Annotated in this window: 11 protein-coding genes; 3 read left to right on the forward strand and 8 right to left on the reverse strand. The window is 69.5% G+C overall.

What is annotated here, in order from left to right; all coding sequences use genetic code 11:
* Window positions 1–4: 4 nt before the first annotated feature.
* The gene (locus tag KZC50_RS07260; RefSeq protein ID WP_310891190.1) at window positions 5–1,855 is read left to right on the forward strand and encodes a DUF2207 domain-containing protein; all 1,851 of its coding nucleotides are present in this window, start codon (window positions 5–7) and stop codon (window positions 1,853–1,855) included.
* Window positions 1,856–2,049: 194 nt separating this feature from the next.
* On the opposite strand, the gene KZC50_RS07265 is transcribed toward KZC50_RS07260, so the two are convergent.
* From KZC50_RS07265 to KZC50_RS07285, 5 genes are all read right to left on the reverse strand, one after another.
* Complete coding sequence (locus KZC50_RS07265) at window positions 2,050–4,584, reverse strand: glycosyl hydrolase 53 family protein (protein ID WP_310891191.1); 2,535 nt, start codon at window positions 4,582–4,584, stop codon at window positions 2,050–2,052.
* 56 nt (window positions 4,585–4,640) lie between these two features.
* Window positions 4,641–5,534: a sugar ABC transporter permease gene (locus KZC50_RS07270; protein ID WP_236967351.1), complete on the reverse strand. Its 894-nt coding sequence runs from the start codon at window positions 5,532–5,534 to the stop codon at window positions 4,641–4,643.
* Window positions 5,534–7,156: an ABC transporter permease subunit gene (locus KZC50_RS07275; RefSeq protein ID WP_310891192.1), complete on the reverse strand. Its 1,623-nt coding sequence runs from the start codon at window positions 7,154–7,156 to the stop codon at window positions 5,534–5,536. The genes KZC50_RS07270 and KZC50_RS07275 overlap by 1 nt, the downstream gene beginning before the upstream one ends.
* 77 nt (window positions 7,157–7,233) lie before the next feature.
* Window positions 7,234–8,460 carry a sugar ABC transporter substrate-binding protein gene (locus KZC50_RS07280; protein ID WP_236967353.1) on the reverse strand — a complete coding sequence of 409 codons (1,227 nt, stop codon included), beginning with the start codon at window positions 8,458–8,460 and terminating at the stop codon, window positions 7,234–7,236.
* Window positions 8,461–8,586: 126 nt separating this feature from the next.
* The gene (locus tag KZC50_RS07285; protein ID WP_310891193.1) at window positions 8,587–10,614 is read right to left on the reverse strand and encodes a beta-galactosidase; all 2,028 of its coding nucleotides are present in this window, start codon (window positions 10,612–10,614) and stop codon (window positions 8,587–8,589) included.
* 171 nt (window positions 10,615–10,785) lie between these two features.
* On the opposite strand from KZC50_RS07285, the gene KZC50_RS07290 reads away from it, so the two are divergent.
* A complete protein-coding gene (locus tag KZC50_RS07290; RefSeq protein ID WP_310891194.1) occupies window positions 10,786–11,799 on the forward strand; it encodes a LacI family DNA-binding transcriptional regulator in 1,014 nt (337 codons plus the stop codon).
* 49 nt (window positions 11,800–11,848) lie between these two features.
* On the opposite strand, the gene KZC50_RS07295 is transcribed toward KZC50_RS07290, so the two are convergent.
* From KZC50_RS07295 to KZC50_RS07305, 3 genes are all read right to left on the reverse strand, one after another.
* Window positions 11,849–12,739 (reverse strand): SDR family oxidoreductase, encoded by an 891-nt coding sequence (locus tag KZC50_RS07295; protein ID WP_375294569.1) that lies wholly within the window; start codon window positions 12,737–12,739, stop codon window positions 11,849–11,851.
* A gap of 133 nt (window positions 12,740–12,872) precedes the next feature.
* Window positions 12,873–13,520, reverse strand: a complete 648-nt coding sequence (locus KZC50_RS07300; RefSeq protein ID WP_310891195.1) for an HNH endonuclease signature motif containing protein — start codon at window positions 13,518–13,520, stop codon at window positions 12,873–12,875.
* On the reverse strand, window positions 13,460–13,978 hold the full coding sequence (locus tag KZC50_RS07305; protein ID WP_310891196.1) for a hypothetical protein: 519 nt from the start codon (window positions 13,976–13,978) through the stop codon (window positions 13,460–13,462). Before KZC50_RS07305 ends, KZC50_RS07300 begins: the two co-directional genes overlap by 61 nt.
* A 148-nt stretch (window positions 13,979–14,126) precedes the next feature.
* Between KZC50_RS07305 and KZC50_RS07310 the strand changes: the two genes are divergently transcribed.
* Window positions 14,127–15,938: a glycoside hydrolase family 15 protein gene (locus KZC50_RS07310; RefSeq protein WP_310891197.1), complete on the forward strand. Its 1,812-nt coding sequence runs from the start codon at window positions 14,127–14,129 to the stop codon at window positions 15,936–15,938.
* Window positions 15,939–15,941 lie beyond the last annotated feature (3 nt).

The raw sequence follows: 15,941 nt of genomic DNA on the forward strand, positions 1-15,941 counted from the left end.
CCGCATGGCGACGCGCAGACTTCGGTCACTTTTCGGTGCTCGAGCGGCGGGGGTGGTCGCGATCGCCGCGGCCCTCACCGCGACGACGGGGATGATCGGTGCGGGTGCGGCATCCGCCGAACCGGTGAGCACGGTGTCGACGGATGTCGACGACTTCACGTTCGACAGCATGGATGTCGACTACTCCATCGGCCGCGGTGAGGACGGCGCGAGCGCCCTGACCGTGGCGGAGACCTTCGTGGCCCGCTTCCCCGAGTACGACCAGAATCGCGGCATGCGGCGGATCGTTCCGGACTCCTATCTCGGCGCCCCGCTGAATCCTCGGCTGATCTCGATCACGGATGCAGAGGGGAACCCCCGCGCGAGCGAGACCGACAGCGACGACGGCGCCTACGCGATGACCTCTCGCGCCGACGACTACGTGCGCGGCGAGCAGTCCTACGTGTTCACCTACACGCTCGACAACGTGGTGCGCTTCTTCGACGACACCGGAGTCCAGGAGTTCTACTGGGACGTCAACGGTGTCGACTGGCCGCAGCCCTTCGGCGAGGTCAACGCGACTCTCCGGGTGCCCGCGGAGCTCGCCGACGCCCTCACCGGCGATCAGGCCTGCTACGTCGGAACGCAGGGATCGACGCAGACGTGCGACATCTCGGTGCAGCCGGGGCAACTGGGCGCGGTGCTCATCGAAGCCTCCGCGAGCGATCTCGCGCCGTACGAGACGATGACCATCGCCGTCGGCTTCGCACCCGACACCTTCACGCCGTTCGACGGCAACTACGCCGCCTCGCCGCTCGGATGGCTGCAGGCGATGTTCGGCGCGCTGGGCCTCGGTGCGCTGGGATGGGCGATCGCCGTGCGCCGTCGCCATCTCCGGGATGCGCCGGGGCGTCCGACGATCATCGCCGAGTACGCCCCGCCCGCCAATATCGACGCGCTCGAGAGTGCGGTGCTGCTCGGCAAGACCGCCAAGGCGATCCCGGCGGAGGTGCTCGAGCAGGCGGTCGTCGGCAGCATCCGCATCGAGGAAGCCGGTAAGAAGATGTTCAGCGGGGTGAAGCTGAAGGCGGTGCTGATCGATCCGTCTCGCGCGGACGGCGACGGGCGGATGCTGCTCGACGGCCTCTTCCCGCAGCTGGTGCCCGGCGCGGAGTACGAGTTCGGCTCGTCGGACACGCGGTTCTCCACGGCGGCGCGGAAGATCCTCAGCCTCGCCGACAAAGAGCTCACGACGCGGGGTCTTCGCCGACCGGTCCCCGCCGGGAAGCGGGCGTGGCCGATGGTCCTGTCGATCATCGCGGCGATCGGCGCGACCCTCTTCGGGGTGCTGGCCCTGGAGGCGTTCCTCTCGCCGGCCGTGACGGTGCCCATCCTCATCGGGTCGTTCATTCTGGTCTTCATCGTCGCGGGGCTCGTCTCGCGTCGACCTCTGACATCCGTCGGCGCCGAGACGAGGGATCACCTGGCGGGACTCAAGACCTTCATCGAGTGGGCCGAGGCGGATCGGATCCGCATGCTGCAGTCGCCCCGGGGGGCGGAGCGTCGCGCGGTGGATGCCAAGGGGCGCCAGATCGATCCCGACAACCCCGGTCAGATGCTCGTGCTGTACGAGAAGCTTCTTCCCTACGCGGTGGTGTTCGGTCAGGAGAAGGAATGGGCGGACCGTCTTGCTGTCCTCTATGACCGCACCGGTACGCCCGGGTGGTATGTCGGGACCACCGGCTTCAACGCGGCCGCGTTCTCGTCAGGGATCTCGAGTCTGTCGACGACCGCGAGCGCGTCGACGTCCGGTGGATCCAGTGGCGGTGGCTCAGCAGGTGGGGGTGGCGGCGGTGGAGGTGGCGGCGGCGTCTGACGCCGAAATCGCGCCCGGTCGGTGAGGGCAAGAGTAAGGGCCGGTCGGAGAGGCGTCCGACCGGCCCTTGTCCCTGCACCAAGAGTGTCCTGCAATCACATGTCGGTAGCTGCCACAGCAAAACAACTACCGTGCAAGCACTCTATAACGGTGAGGTAACGGTGGCAAGGGGTCTCGTTATCTTTCTGTGACTTTCATCGCACCACGACGGTCACGGACCTGCTCGCCGTCGTGCCGGCCGCGTTGACGAACTCCACGCGGTACGTGTGCCGCCCGCGCGGGGCGTCGACGACGTCTAGCCGGGCGACCTGTGCCGCGGGCGTCCGTGCCTCGAGCAAGCCCTCGGCGACGAGGACGTCGTCCTCGAAGAACCGGTAGGAGGTGGCATTCGTCCCCCACCAGAGGTTCGCGGACACCGTGTACCCGCCGTCCCGGTCGTGGTTGTCGTGACTGAGGGCGGGGACGCCGGGCGCGGCATCCTTCACCGTGACGGTGGTCCCGCCGACGGCGGTGGCGCCGCGGGAGTTCACGATCTCGCCGGTGTACCGGTACGTGCCGTTCTTCCGCCCCTCGACGGGGACACGCGCGCTCTGCGCGGCGGAGCCGGCGTAGGTGAGGGGCACCGATTCCAGCAGCACGCCGTTCTCGTAGAGCCGGAAGGTCGAGCCGTTCTCGCCCCACCACAGGTTCATCCGCACGGTGTAGTCGCCATCCAGCAGACCCGTGTCCCAGCCGTTGTCGTGCGAGAGTGTTCCGCGCGCAGGGACGGATGCCGCGGCATCCGCGTCGCCGACACGCACAAGCTCGACGTCATCGATGGTTCCCCACGCGCCCGCGGGGACGTCGATGCGGACGGTGACGGTCGCCGCCTCGCCGTCGTAGACGGTGACCGCTTCGGTGGTCGGTGTCGACCAGTTCCGCCATCCGTCCATCGTGAACGCCGCCGTCACCTCCCGCTCGTCGGGGTGCGACATGACCGCGAGCGCCATGACGCTCTCGGCGTCTTCGCCGTCGCCCTGGAGCGAGGCCGAGGCCCGGTACGTGCCCGCGGGAAGCCCGTCCACCCGCTGCGAGAGCGTGAAGGACGATCCGGTCGCCGACCAGAAGTGCACGGAGCGCTCACCCGATCGGGGATCGTCCCAGGCACGGAGCGTCGCACCTGTTCCCTCCAGGCGCCACATGCCGGTGTCCGCCGACTCGAACCCCGGGTTCTGCAGCAGGTTCGGCGCGTGCACCACGATCGTCGCGATCACCTCGCCGACACCCTCGACCACGCCTGGTACGGAGTACTCACCAGGACCGGCGGCCCACTCGCGGGGATCGGTCCAGGTCGCCGGGAGATCTTCGACGGACCCGTCGTTGTACGACACGGACACGGTGCCGGGAAGCACCGCCTCGTCCCCCGCGACGATCTCGACGCGCACCGTCTCCACGTCCGAGACCGCGCGGGGCGCGACGGCGCCGGTCCGGGCGTAGTCGAAGATGCGCAGCGACTCGAGTGCCGTGCCGTCGACGGCGAACAGTGCCTGGTTGTCCCAGGCGGACCCGCCGAAGTACTCTCCTGCATCGCGAGGTTCATACGAGCCCGCGAAGCTCGTCGCCCAGCCGGATCCGTCGCGTTCCCACAGGATCTTGTTCTGCTCGAGTTCGGTGGAAGGGCCCACCGGTAGCCACGCGGGCTCCCAGTAGTAGACGCCGATCCCCGCGTCGCCGACGTCGACGACGGCGTCGATCACGTCGCGCACCGCCGTCGCCTGTCCTTGCACGCTGACGGGGTAGGCCGCGGCCTCCTCGGGAAGATCGATGACGTTGCCGTGCCCGTCACCGTCCTCGAGCGTGTGCGCCCAGGAGGTTTCGGCGACCATGACCTTCTTGCCGTGGGTGTCGGCGACGTCCCGCAGCGCCGCGGTGAGGTCGGTGAGAGACCCGTGCCAGAACGGGTAGTAGGACGACGCGAACACGTCGTAGTCGACGCCGCGCGTCGCCAGCTCGCGCGCGTAGCCCGCGTACCGACCCGGCGTCTGCGGATCGGTGAAGTGGACGGCGATGAGGGCGTCGGGGAGGACGCTGCGCACCGCGGCCGAGCCGGCGGAGAAGATCTCGACCATGCCCGCCCAGCCGCTGACGCCGGCGACCATGCCGTTGGTCTCGTTGCCGATCTGCACCATTCGGACGTCGACGCCCGCCGCGACGAACCGCTGGAGGGCCTCCGTGGTGAACGTACCGACAGCGGCGGCCTTCTCGGACACTCCGAGTCCCGCCCACGCCTTCGGCGACTGCTGCTTGGCCGGGTCCGCCCAGAAGTCCGAGTAGTGGAAGTCGACCAGCAGGCGGAGACCCGCCGCCGTCGCGCGCTCGCCGATCTCGACGGCGCGCGCGACATCGACGTTCCCGCCGCCGTATCCGCGTCCTTCCGCGTCGAAGGGGTCGTTCCACACCCGGACGCGGATGTCGCTGACCCCGTTCTCCGCGAGGATCTCGAACAGATCGCCCGGGGTTCCATCGGCGCGCCGGAACACCACGCCGGAGGCCTCGAGCGACAGGACGGAGGAGACGTCCATGCCGGTGATGAAGTCGTCGGGCATCCTCTCGACCTTCTCGACGGTGATGCCCGCCGGGACGGGCGGGCCGTCGGTCGGTTCGGCGGCGGATGCGGGAGCGGCGAGGCTCCCGACCAGGGTGAGTGCCGCGAGGACGGCGATCACCCCGCGGGTGCGTGCGTGGAACATGCGTTGTCTCCGATCTTCTTCGATGCGAGAGGGGTGAGCGCGGCGGCTCGGTGGGATCAGCCCTTGACGGCACCCTGGGTGAGGCCGCCGACGATGAATCGCTGCAGGGACAGGAACAGGGCGAGGACGGGAAGGGCCGCGATCACCGTTCCCGCGGCGAACAGTCCCCATCGCGACGTCAGCTGATTCGACACCCACTGGTACATGCCGACCGCGAGCGTCCAGTTGTCCTCGGACGTCAGGACGATGCGGGCGAGGATGAAGTCGCCGAACGCGGCGATGAAGGCGAGGAGGCCCACGACCGCCAGGACGGGGGTCACCAGCGGCATGATGAGGCGCCAGAAGATCTGCGCGTGGGTCGCGCCGTCGATCTTGGCGGATTCGTCGATCTCGAGCGGGATGGAGTTGAAGAACCCGTACATGAGGAAGGTGTTCGCGCCCAGCGCTCCGCCCAGGTACACGCAGATGAGGGCCAGCTTGGAGTTGATCCCGAGGGCGGGGACGACCTCTCCGAGAGCGAGGAGCAGAAGGAAGATGGCGATGAAGGCGACCGTCTGCGGGAACATCTGGATGATGAGGAGCCCGGTCAGGCTCGCCCGGCGTCCGCGGAACCGGAAGCGCGAGAACGCGTAGGCGGCGGCGGCTCCCATCACCACGGCGCCGACGGATGCCGCGCTCCCGATGAGCAGCGTGTTGCCCACCCACGTCCAGTAGCTCGTCTCGCCCAGCGCGGCGAAGTTGTCGAGGCTGAAGGCGGTGAACAGGGCGCTGCTGCCGGCGAGGCTGCCGCGGGGATTGAACGCCGCCGAGAGGACGTAGATGAGGGGGAACGCGGCGTAGAACACGATGACCACGGCGACGGGATACTTCCACCCGACCTCGACCCACCACCGGCTGCGCTTGGTGGGGGTGCGGCGAACGGTGCCCGTGGGGGCGGCGGATGCGGACATCACTGGATCTCCTCGAGCTTGCGCGTCTGGCGGAAGGCCACGGCGGAGACGACGCCGATGACGATGAACACGATGATCGACAGGGCGCTGGCCAGCCCGTAGTCGGCGGCGCCTCCGGAGACCCCCGAGATCTTGTAGATCGCGGTGATCAGCAGGTCCGTCGCACCGAGTCGGGATGCCGCGCCGGGGATGGCCGGCCCGCCCTCGGTGAGCATGTAGATGATCGTGAAGTTGTTGAAGTTGAAGGCGAACGACGCGATCGCCAGGGGAGCCGTGGACACCAGCAGCAGCGGGAGGATGATCGAGCGGAAGCGGCGCCAAGCGCCGGCGCCGTCGATCGTGGCCGCCTCCATCGTGTCGCCGGACAGCGACTGGAGCGCACCGGTGCACACGAGGAACCAGTACGGGTAGCTGAGCCACAGGTTGACCCAGAGCACGGCGAACCGGGCGAGCCACGGGTCGCCGAGCCAGTTGATGTCGGCACCGAAGAAGAACAGGTCGTTGATGACGCCGAACTCCGAGTTCAGCATCCCCCGCCACAGGAGCGCCGTCATGAACGCGGGGAAGGCGTACGGGAGGATGATCAGCATCCGCAGGAATTTGCGCGCGCGCACGCGCGGATCGTTGAAGATCAGCGCGAACAGCAGGCCGAGCCCGAAGCTGGACACGACGGTGAGGATCGCGAACGCGAAGGTCCACGCCATGACCTGGATGAGCGGGGTGCCCAGCGACGGGTCGGTGAAACCGCGGACGAAGTTCTCGAACCCGACGTTGACGTACCAGCCGGCGGGGAGGGCCGTTCCGTCGGCGGCGACGAAGGATCCGCGGTCGGTCGCCTCGTAGATGGTGCCGGTGGAGGTGTCGGTGATCGTCTGGGCGTCGGCATCCCACACGAGGGTGGAGGTGTAGACGGAGCCGCTCGTGCCGTCCCGGGTGCGGATCGAGCCGTCGTTGGGGTCGTCGCTGACCGGGACGCGGAGGGCGGCGATGACCTGCTGGAGCTCCGCATCGGTCAGGACGTCGGCGCGCGGGACGACCGTCCAGCCGGGGACGTCGGTCGGCGCGCCCGCGGCGCCGGCCGTGGCGCCGGGGACTTCGGCGAGGGGCTCCGTCTCGGTGCCGACCAGCACCTCGCCGTCGTCGGTGAGGGCGAAGCCGTACTCGCCCAGGCGTTCGACCACCGCGAGGGGATAGGTGGGTGCGCCGTCCACGCGACGCTCACCCTGGATGAGGGCGGCCTGCACCGCCTGCTCCTGCGAGCCGGCGTGACCGGTGCCGTAGTTCGTGAAGGCGATGTAGGCGGTGTAGCCGAAGATGAAGATCTGGAAGACGAACAGGAACACCAGGCCCGGCAGCAGGTACTTCATCGGCAGGGCGCGCTTGGTGAGGTAGACCACGTCGGCGATCACGACGAGGGCGACCGAGCCGCCGAGGATCAGCCAGGACTCGGCCGCGAATGCGGCCAGCGCGATCGACAAGCCGAGGGCGTTGACGAGCGCGAGCAGGGCGATCTTGACGAAGAAGCCCCAAGGGATGCGGCGGCGTGCGGGGAACGCGGCGCCGGCTGCGCCGGGGGCGCGGCGCACGGGTGTGCGCTCGGCCGTGCGTTCTTCGGTGGTCATGACATGTGCTCCTGTCCGGCGTGCGGCGCTCGAGGGGTGGGGCGGGTGCGCGGTGGTCACCCGCCCCACGGGGCGGATCAACCGGCGAGGGCGGCCTCGAGGTCGGCGATCATCGTGTTCCAGGTGCCGGCGGGGTCGGCGCCGTTGATGATCTGCACCTGTGCGGCGTTCCAGAGGTCCCACACGGAACCCATCTCGGGGATGCTGGGCATCGGCACGCCGCCCTGCGCCGAGGCGACGAAGCCGGCGACGATCGGGTCGGAGGAGACCTCTTCGGCCAGCGTCGACCAGGCGGGGATGCGGGGGTCGGCCTCGTAGAGGGTGCGCTGGGCGTCCTCGGTGCCGAGGTAGTTGACCAGGAAGTCCTGGGCGAGCAGCGCATTCTCGCTCTGCGAGCTCAGGTAGAAGCCCTGAACGCCCACGAAGGGCGCCGCAGTCTCGCCGCCGGCGGACGGGATCGGGTTCACCGCGACCTCCACATCGGTGAAGCTGGGGATCGCCCAGGGGCCCTGGATCGTGTAGGGCGCGGCGCCGGAGTTGAACAGCTCGTTGTTGATGTCGTAGTCCACCGTGGTGGCGATGTAACCTGTGCCGTTCGCGCCGTTGGCGCCGAGCCAGCCGGCGAACGCCTCGCCGGCGGCGCCGCCCATGCCCACCTCGTTCGTGTACGAGCCGGACGCATCCTGCACGAACACCGGAGCCCCGAAGGAGGTCTGGAACCCGTACATCGTGTAGCCGTCGCCGGTCTCGCCCGCGGTGTTGATGACGAAGGGGCGCTCGGTGCCCGCGGCCAGGCCGTTCGCGATCATCTCGTCCCAGGTCGCCGGGGCTTCCTCGCCGACGAGCTCGACGTTCTGGATGAGTGCGATCGTCTCGAGCGAGTAGGGGAGGGCGTAGAGCTGACCGTCGTAGGTCATCGCGTCGAGCGCGACCTGCTCGAACTCCTGCGCCTTCTCGCCGAGGTCGATGGTGTCCACGACGCCCGCCGCGACGAGGGCGCCCAGCCAGTCGTGGGCACCGACGGTGATGTCGGGGCCTTCGCCGGTGGGGACCTGCGCGATGAAGTCGTTGCGGAGGTCTTCGAAGTTCTTCTGCACGAGCGTGACAGTCGCGCCCGTCTCGGCCTCGAAGGCTTCCGCGGCGACCGCGAGGGCCTCCTCGCGCTCGGCGTCGGTCCAGACGACGAGCTCCGCACCGCCCTCGGCGGCGTCGTCGCCCGCGGTGTCGGTGGTGCCGCCGGTGCAGCCGGCGAGCACGAGAACGGATGCCGCGGCGAGAGCGCCGAATCCAATCTGCTTGCGCATGACTTTCCTTTCAGATGTGTCGCGACGGTGCGTCTCTGCTGAGGTCGCGCCGCTGCGACAGGGGGTGTGCCGGGTCTGTCCGGCGGTGTGTCGGGTCGGGTCAGGGAAGGAAGGGGACGGGCCGCGTCAGAGATCGCCTCCTCGGAGCGGTGAGGTGCGGATGATGGCGACGCCGCCCCCGACGACGGTCAGACCCGCGTCGAGGTCGTCTCCCGTGAGCAGGTCCGTGCCCTGCACCGCGAGATGGGCGGGTTCGTCGCGGTGGTTGACGGCGATGACGTAGTCGGCGGTGTCACCGCGTCGCGTGACCACCTCGAGCCCGTCGGCGGCGGCGGACGGCTCGAGGCCGGCGTCCGCGTACACCTCGCGCATCACCGTCTGCATCCCCTCGGCATCCAGGCGCGTGCTGATGTACCAGCCGACGCCGTCGCCGAGGGTGTTGCGCGTGATGGCGGCGCCACCCGCGCCGGGACCGTCGGTGTACGTTGCGACGACCTCGGCGCCGCGGACCGCGAGGTCCTCCTGCCACAGGCTCGAGCGGAGGGTCTGCGTGCGTCCCCGCCAGGAGAGGTCGTGCGCCGCCGACTCCCGGAGGGGGAGGAACTCGTCCACGACGATCCCGAGGGCCTCCGCGAGGGGTGCGCCGTAGCCGCCGGCGTGCACCGCGTCGTTCTCGTCGACGATCGCCGAGAAGAAGGAGACCAGGAGCGTGCCGCCGTCCGCGACGTAGCGGGTCAGGTTCGCGGCATCCGACGTGCTCAGCATGTACTGGGCGGGCGCGATCACGAGGCGGTACCGCGACAGGTCTTGGCCGGGCAGGGCGAAGTCGACGGTGATGTTGTCCCGCCACAGGCGCTCGTAGAAGGCCCGGATCCGGTCGGGGTGGGTCACGTCCACGGACGGACGCCACTCCAGATCCTCCGCCCAGAAGGACTCGAAGTCCCACAGGATGGCGACATCGGCGACGACGCGCGATCCGCGCACCTCTTCGAGCGCGCCGAGCGTGGCGCCGAGCTGCTCGACCTCCCGGAAGACGCGGGAGTCCGTGCCGGCGTGGGGAACCATGGCCGAGTGGAACTTCTCGGCGCCGAAGCGCGATGCGCGCCATTGGAAGAAGAGGATCGCGTCGGCGCCGCGCGCGAGGTGCGTCAGCGAGTTGCGCGCCATCTCGCCCGCGCGCTTGGCGACGTTCCGCGGTTGCCAGTTGACCGCCGAGGTCGAGTGCTCCATGAGGATCCAGGGCGCTCCGCCCCCGACCGACCGTGTGAGGTCTGCCGCGATCGCCAGGCCGATCTCGCCTTCGGGGTCGGCGGCCCAGAGGTAGTGGTCATCCGAGACGATGTCGACTTCGCGCGCCCAGGCCCACAGGTCGGTGGTCCAGCTCTGGTTGGCCATGAAGTTGGTGGTGATCGGCTGCGTGGCGTGCGCCCGGATCGCGTCGCGCTCGGCGATGAAGCATGCGCGCAGCTGGTGGTCTGTGAAACGCGCGAAGTCCAGGCGCTGCGTCTGATTCACGACGGAGGGCGCGGCCGCGGGGGCGCCGATGTGCTCCCAGTCGCCGTAGCTCTGCCCCCAGAAGGCGGTCCCCCACGCGGCGTTCAGTGCATCGAGGGTTCCGTACTTCTCGCGGAGCCAATCGCGGAACGCGCGGACGGACTGCTCGGAGTAGTCCTCGCCGACCGGCACGCCGTACTCATTGTGGACGTGCCAGAGGACGACCGCGGGGTGCCGGGCGTACCGCTCCGCCAGGGCGGAGGCGATGCGCACGATCGCCTCGCGATACGCGGGGGAGGAGTGCGAGGCCATGCCGCGTGCACCGAATCCCATGACGGTGCCGTTCCGGTCGGTGACCCGCGCGTCCGGGTGGGCGGCGAAGAACCACGCGGGCGGCGAGGCGGTCGGGGTGCCGAGATCGACCGCGATGCCGTTCTCGTGCATGAGGTCGAGCAGCTCGTCGAGCCAGTCGAAGTCGAAGACCCCCTCGGCGGTCTCGAGGAGCGCCCAGGCGAAGATGCCGACGCTCACCAGGTTGACCCCGGCGCGCTTCATGAGCTCGACGTCCTCGTGCCAGACCTCGCGAGGCCACTGTTCCGGCGTGTAGTCGCCACCGTAGGCGATTCCGCGCACGTGCGGCCAGACGTTCTCGGGGGACATGACGCTCCATCGTGTTCTGCTCCGGCTGCGATGCCGGTGTGATCCTGTAACCGGTCACAGAGTAGGCAGACGGTCAACGAAGTGTCATCCCGCGTCCCGTTTCCGTTACCGAACTGTGACCGGTTACAGGTCGGAGCGTCGGTGTCGGCGTCAGGCGAGTAGAGTCGCGGCGTGGAACGCACGACGAGCAGGCGCAAGCCGACCATCCGCGACGTCGCGGAAGCGGCCGGTGTGTCGTACGGCACGGTGTCGCGCGTGCTCAACGGCGGACGCTGGGTGTCTCCGCAGGCCCGCGAGGCCGTCGAGTCGGCGATCGTGGCTACGGGGTATCGGACCAATCACGCCGCGCGGAGCCTCGCGACCGGTCGTGCGAACTCGCTCGCGTTCCTGCTCACAGAGGAGCAGCACTTGCTGTTCGCCGACCCGACGTTCGCCCTCCTGCTGCGCGGCGCGGCCGAGGCCCTGTCGCAGCGGGCGATGACCCTGGTCCTCCTCGTGGCCGGCACCCCCCGGGAGCGCGAGAGCGTGGAGCACTACGTCTCGGCGGGTCACGTCGACGGGGTGATGCTCATCTCTTCGCATGAGTCCGACCCGCTCCTCGATCGCCTGCTGGCTGCCGGCATCCCGACGGTCTCGTGTGGAGCCCCGCTCGGCCACCAGGGGGAGCTGTCGTCCGTGTCGGTCGATGAGACCGCATCCGCGAAGCAGATGACGAGGCACCTCCGCGATCGTGGGTATCGCAGGATCGCGATGATCGCGGGTCCCTCGGACACCCCGGGCGGTCGCTTCCGCCTCGTCGGGTTCCGCGAGGAGATGGGTTCCGACTACGACGACTCGATGGTCGAGGTCGGAGATTACGGCATGGAATCCGGAGCCGCGGCGATGTCGAAGCTGCTCGCGCGGCATCCGGACATCGATGCGGTGTTCGCCGCCTCCGACCTGATGGCCGCCGGTGCGGTGCAGGCTCTGCGCCGGGCCCGCAGGAGGGTGCCGCAGGATGTCGCGGTGGCCGGCTTCGACGACTCGGGTCTGGCGGAGAGCCACGAACCGCCGCTGACCACGATGCGCCAGCCGTGGGATCGCATCAGCGAGGAGATGGTGGCGCTTCTCCTGGAGGTGATCGCCGGCGCACCGCCGCGGGCGATCGTTCTGCCGACGACACTGGTCGTGCGCGACAGCGCCTGACGCCGGACGAGGGCGGACCGGTCGTTGGGCCCACCCTCGTCGTGGCGCATCAGTGGGTCGGCATGCCGCCCGTGACGGCGATGGTCTCGCCGATGACGTAGCTGGATTCCTGCGAGGCGAGGAAGACGAACGCCGGGGCGAGTTCCACCGGCTGTCCGGCGCGACCGATCGGGGTCTGAGAGCCGAATTCCTCGATCTTCTCGTTCGGCACGAACGCGGGCTGCAGCGGCGTCCAGATGGGGCCGGGGGCGACGCCGTTCACCCGGATGCCGCGCTCGATGAGCTGCTGCGCCATGGCGCGGGTCCAGTTGGCGATGCCGGCTTTCGACACCGCGTACTCGGCGAGCGAGGGGGAGGGGACGAAGCCCTGGATGCTCGAGGTCGTGATGATGGACGCGCCCGGCTTCAGGTGGGGCGAGGCCGCCTTGGTGAGCCAGAACAGCGGGTAGATGTTGGCCTGGACGACGTGGTCCAGCGTCTTCGTCTCGAAGTCGTCGATGCTGTCGACGGTCGGCATGGTGCCGGCATTGATGACGAGGATGTCGAGGCCTCCGAGACCTTCGACGGCCTTGGCGACGACCTCGCTGTTGGTCGACTCTTTCTGGAGGTCGCCGGGGAGCAGGACGGCGACGCGGCCTTCCTTCTCGATGAGGGCGGCGACCTCTTCGGCCTGTCCCTGCTCTTCGGGGAGGTAGCTGAGGGCGACGTCGGCGCCTTCGCGCGCGTACGCGATCGCCACGGCGCGGCCGATGCCGGAGTCGGCGCCGGTGACGAGCGCCTTGCGACCCGGGAGGCGGCCGAAGCCGACGTAGGAGGTCTCGCCGTGGTCGGGGGCCGGATCCATCTTGTGGATGTCGCCCGGGCCCTTCTGCTGCTGCGGCGGGAAGGGCGGACGCGGGAACTGGGTCGTGGGGTCCTGGGGCGTGTACATGTTCGGCATGCCGGCCACGCTAAGCCCGGGAGCGGATGCCGCCACCCCGGGTTGCGCGGAGCGCCGGCGCGCGCTACACGCGTGATCGGGTGTCCAGACTTCTGGGCGTCGGTGCGAAGCTTCGGGAGTTCGAAGCTCGATGTCAGAAGGGTGCGGGGTCGGGCGGCGACGCGCCGCCCCTCGCATCCGGCGGTGGTGCCCCACCTCCGGACGGCATGAATCTCACCAAGGGTGCCGGTGGATGGTCGATGTAGATCCGCCCGGTCGGTGAGGTCCATTCCAGGACTCCGCCGCCGAGTTGTCGGACGCCCCAGGACGTGAATTGCTTCATCGAGTGGTGTCGTTGACATAGGTGGCAGAGGTTCCGGATGTCGGTGGGGCCGCCGAGGGCGTAGTCGAGGGTGTGGTCGAGTTCGCAGCGGATCGCGGGCCGTCGGCATCCGGGGAATCGGCAATGCCGGTCCCGTGCCCGCAGCAGTCTGGCCATGGAGGCGGTGCGCCGGTAGGAGTCGGTGCACAGCACCTGTCCCGACACGGGGTGGACGACGAGGCGTTCCCACGTGGCGACGGCGCCGGCCAAAGCCCGGGCGGTCGCGGGGTCGATCGGTGCGGATCCGACGAGGTCGGCGGTGGTGGTGTCGTTCGCCGGATCGTCATCCCGGCCGAGCAGAATCTGATCGCGGGTGCGACCGTCGGGGTCGGCGTCGATGATCGTCGAGGCTTGTTCGTTCAGCCGGTCATCGATCGCTGCGGCGAGGACCTCGGGGACGCGGGCGATGAGATCCGACATCCCGTCCCCGACGGACTGTCGACCGACCCGCCGTTCCCCTCGGCGGCCTGGGCATCGAACTCCGCCCGCGCATCCCGCGGAAGCACCGTCCCGCACCGCAGCACCGCGGTCGCGTGTCCACGCGTAATGCGCCCCGCTTCCCACGCCGCCAAGGTGTCGGGGTAGCACTCGACCCACTCCACCGCCTGGGTGATCTGAGCCTGCATCGACCGGTCGGTCGTGAACGTCACCCCGGCAAGTTCCGCCGCGACGGAGCGGTACACCATCTCCTGCGACCGCACTGACGCCGCCTGGCGCCGCGACACCCGCTCCGCAATCGCCCCCGCCCGGGCCTGATTGCGGACGTTCTCGACCTCCATCGCGCCGAGCGCGGGGGTGATTCGCTCGGCGGCGTGCGCGACCTCGTCGAGTTCGGCGAGGTCTTCGTCGCTGAACTCGATCAACCGGCTCGTATTCATATTCGAAGACTAGCGACAGCGTCCGACATTTAAGACGAAGATTGAACCGATGTGTGATACCCGAACGGATCCCCCAGGCGCTCGTACCCCTCCCCGTCGCCCTGCGCAAGCCACCCCTCGCCCTCCTCGGGATGCCTAGCCTGAGCACGTGGCTCCTGTATCCCCTTCCCACGACGACCTCCGCGACTACGCACCGATCGGCGACGGCCGGACGATCGCGTTGATCGGTCGCCGTGGCCAGATCGACTGGCTTCCGCTGCCCAACCTGGATTCGGCGCCCGTGTTCGCGCGCATCCTCGACGAGGCCACCGGGGGCTGTATCGAGCTCGAACCCGTCGGTGAGTACACCGTCCGCCGCCGCTACATCTCGCGCACGAACGTGCTCCAGACGACGTTCACGACGCCGACCGGGCGGGCGCGCGTGGTCGACGCGATGGTGACCGGCGTCGCCGGGCGCCTCCCCTGGGCGGAGCTGGCGCGCCGGATCGAGGGCATCGAGGGCACGGTCGAATTCCAGTGGGTGGTGCAGCCCGGGTCTCGCCTCCAGACCGCCGCTCCGTGGATCGAGCAGCACGCCGGGGCCGCCATCCTCCGCGTCGGCGGGGTCTCCCTCGCCGTCGTCGGCAGCGACCACGGACCCGATGCGCCCGACCCGGACGGCCCCCGCGGCCCGCTCCTGCGCGGCCGCTTCACGACATCCGCCGACTCCCGTCATCTGCTCGTCGTCGTCGCCACCGACGGGGAGCCCCTCCACCTCCCCGACCCGGCGAACGTCGATCGGAGCGTGGACCGGACGATCGACGGCTGGCGCGCGTGGTCGAGGGAGTTCTCCTACGAAGGCCCCTGGGCGGATGCCGTGCAGCGCAGCGCTCTGGCACTGAAGCTTCTCGTCTACTCGCCCACCGGGGCGATCGCCGCCGCGGCGACGACGTCCCTCCCCGAGAATCCGCGCGGGGGGAAGAATTGGGACTACCGCTTCGCGTGGGTGCGGGATCTCGCCTACACCGCCCACGCGCTGGTCCGCTTCGGGCTCCGGGAAGAGACCCACGCCGCGATCTCGTGGCTGCTGCGGACGATCCGCGAGAACGGGCCCGAGCTGCACGTCCTCTATTCGCTGCGCGGTGAGGTCACCGTCGGCGTCGAGAAGTTCGACGTCGACGGATGGAAGGGCATCGGCCCGGTCGTGTCCGGAAATCCCGCGCGCGACCAGCTGCAGCTCGGCGTGTACGGCGACCTCTTCGCCATCTGCCGCACCTATGTCGACGCGGGCAACATCCTCGACGTCGCCACCGGCCGCATGCTCGCCGACATGGCCGACCGCACGTGCGATCTGTGGCGCAACCCCGATTCCGGGATGTGGGAGCTCCCCGAGATCCGCCATTACACCTCGTCGAAGATGGGGTGCTGGCAGGCGCTCAACGACGCCGCGTGGCTCGCCGATGAGGGCGCGATCCCCGGCAACGCCGACCGGTGGCGCGCCGAGCGCGAGCGCATCGCCCAGTGGGTGCACGAGTTCGGCTGGTCGGAGGATGCCGGCAGCTACGTGATGTATCCCGGCTCGTCCGATCTCGACACCTCGGTGCTCCTCCACGCCGAGAGCGGTTTCGACCGCGGAGAACGGATGTCGGCCACCATCGACGCCCTCACGCGCGAGCTCGGCGCCGGCGACGGGCTTCTCTACCGCTACACCGGAATGGATGCCGAGGAGCACACGTTCGTGGCGTCCGCCTTCTGGTGCGCGGGAGCGCTCGCGTGCGTCGGCCGGCACGACGAGGCGATCGCCGCGATGGACGCGCTGGTGGCCACGGCGAACGACGTCGGCATCTACGCCGAGATGATCTCCGCCGACGACGGCGCGTTCTGGGGCAACACCCCGCAGGCGCTCAGCCATCTCGCTCTGGTGAGCGCGGCCCTGACGATCCGTGAGCTGGTCCCCGAGAAGACCCTCGGCACCCGCTGACCG

This window comes from Microbacterium aurantiacum (genome assembly GCF_031625015.1).
In the GTDB taxonomy this organism is placed as follows: Bacteria; Actinomycetota; Actinomycetes; order Actinomycetales; family Microbacteriaceae; genus Microbacterium; species Microbacterium aurantiacum.

Excerpts from the sequence above, each read along its gene's own strand:
- KZC50_RS07280 (WP_236967353.1), bottom strand. The coding sequence starts at position 8,460 with ATGCGCAAGCAGATTGGATTCGGCGCTCTCGCCGCGGCATCCGTTCTC.
- KZC50_RS07295 (WP_375294569.1), bottom strand. The coding sequence starts at position 12,739 with ATGCCGAACATGTACACGCCCCAGGACCCCACGACCCAGTTCCCGCGT.
- KZC50_RS07305 (WP_310891196.1), bottom strand. The coding sequence starts at position 13,978 with ATGAATACGAGCCGGTTGATCGAGTTCAGCGACGAAGACCTCGCCGAA.
- KZC50_RS07265 (WP_310891191.1), bottom strand. The coding sequence starts at position 4,584 with ATGTTCCACGCACGCACCCGCGGGGTGATCGCCGTCCTCGCGGCACTC.
- KZC50_RS07300 (WP_310891195.1), bottom strand. The coding sequence starts at position 13,520 with ATGTCGGATCTCATCGCCCGCGTCCCCGAGGTCCTCGCCGCAGCGATC.
- KZC50_RS07275 (WP_310891192.1), bottom strand. The coding sequence starts at position 7,156 with ATGACCACCGAAGAACGCACGGCCGAGCGCACACCCGTGCGCCGCGCC.
- KZC50_RS07285 (WP_310891193.1), bottom strand. The coding sequence starts at position 10,614 with ATGTCCCCCGAGAACGTCTGGCCGCACGTGCGCGGAATCGCCTACGGT.
- KZC50_RS07270 (WP_236967351.1), bottom strand. The coding sequence starts at position 5,534 with ATGTCCGCATCCGCCGCCCCCACGGGCACCGTTCGCCGCACCCCCACC.
- KZC50_RS07260 (WP_310891190.1), top strand. The coding sequence starts at position 5 with ATGGCGACGCGCAGACTTCGGTCACTTTTCGGTGCTCGAGCGGCGGGG.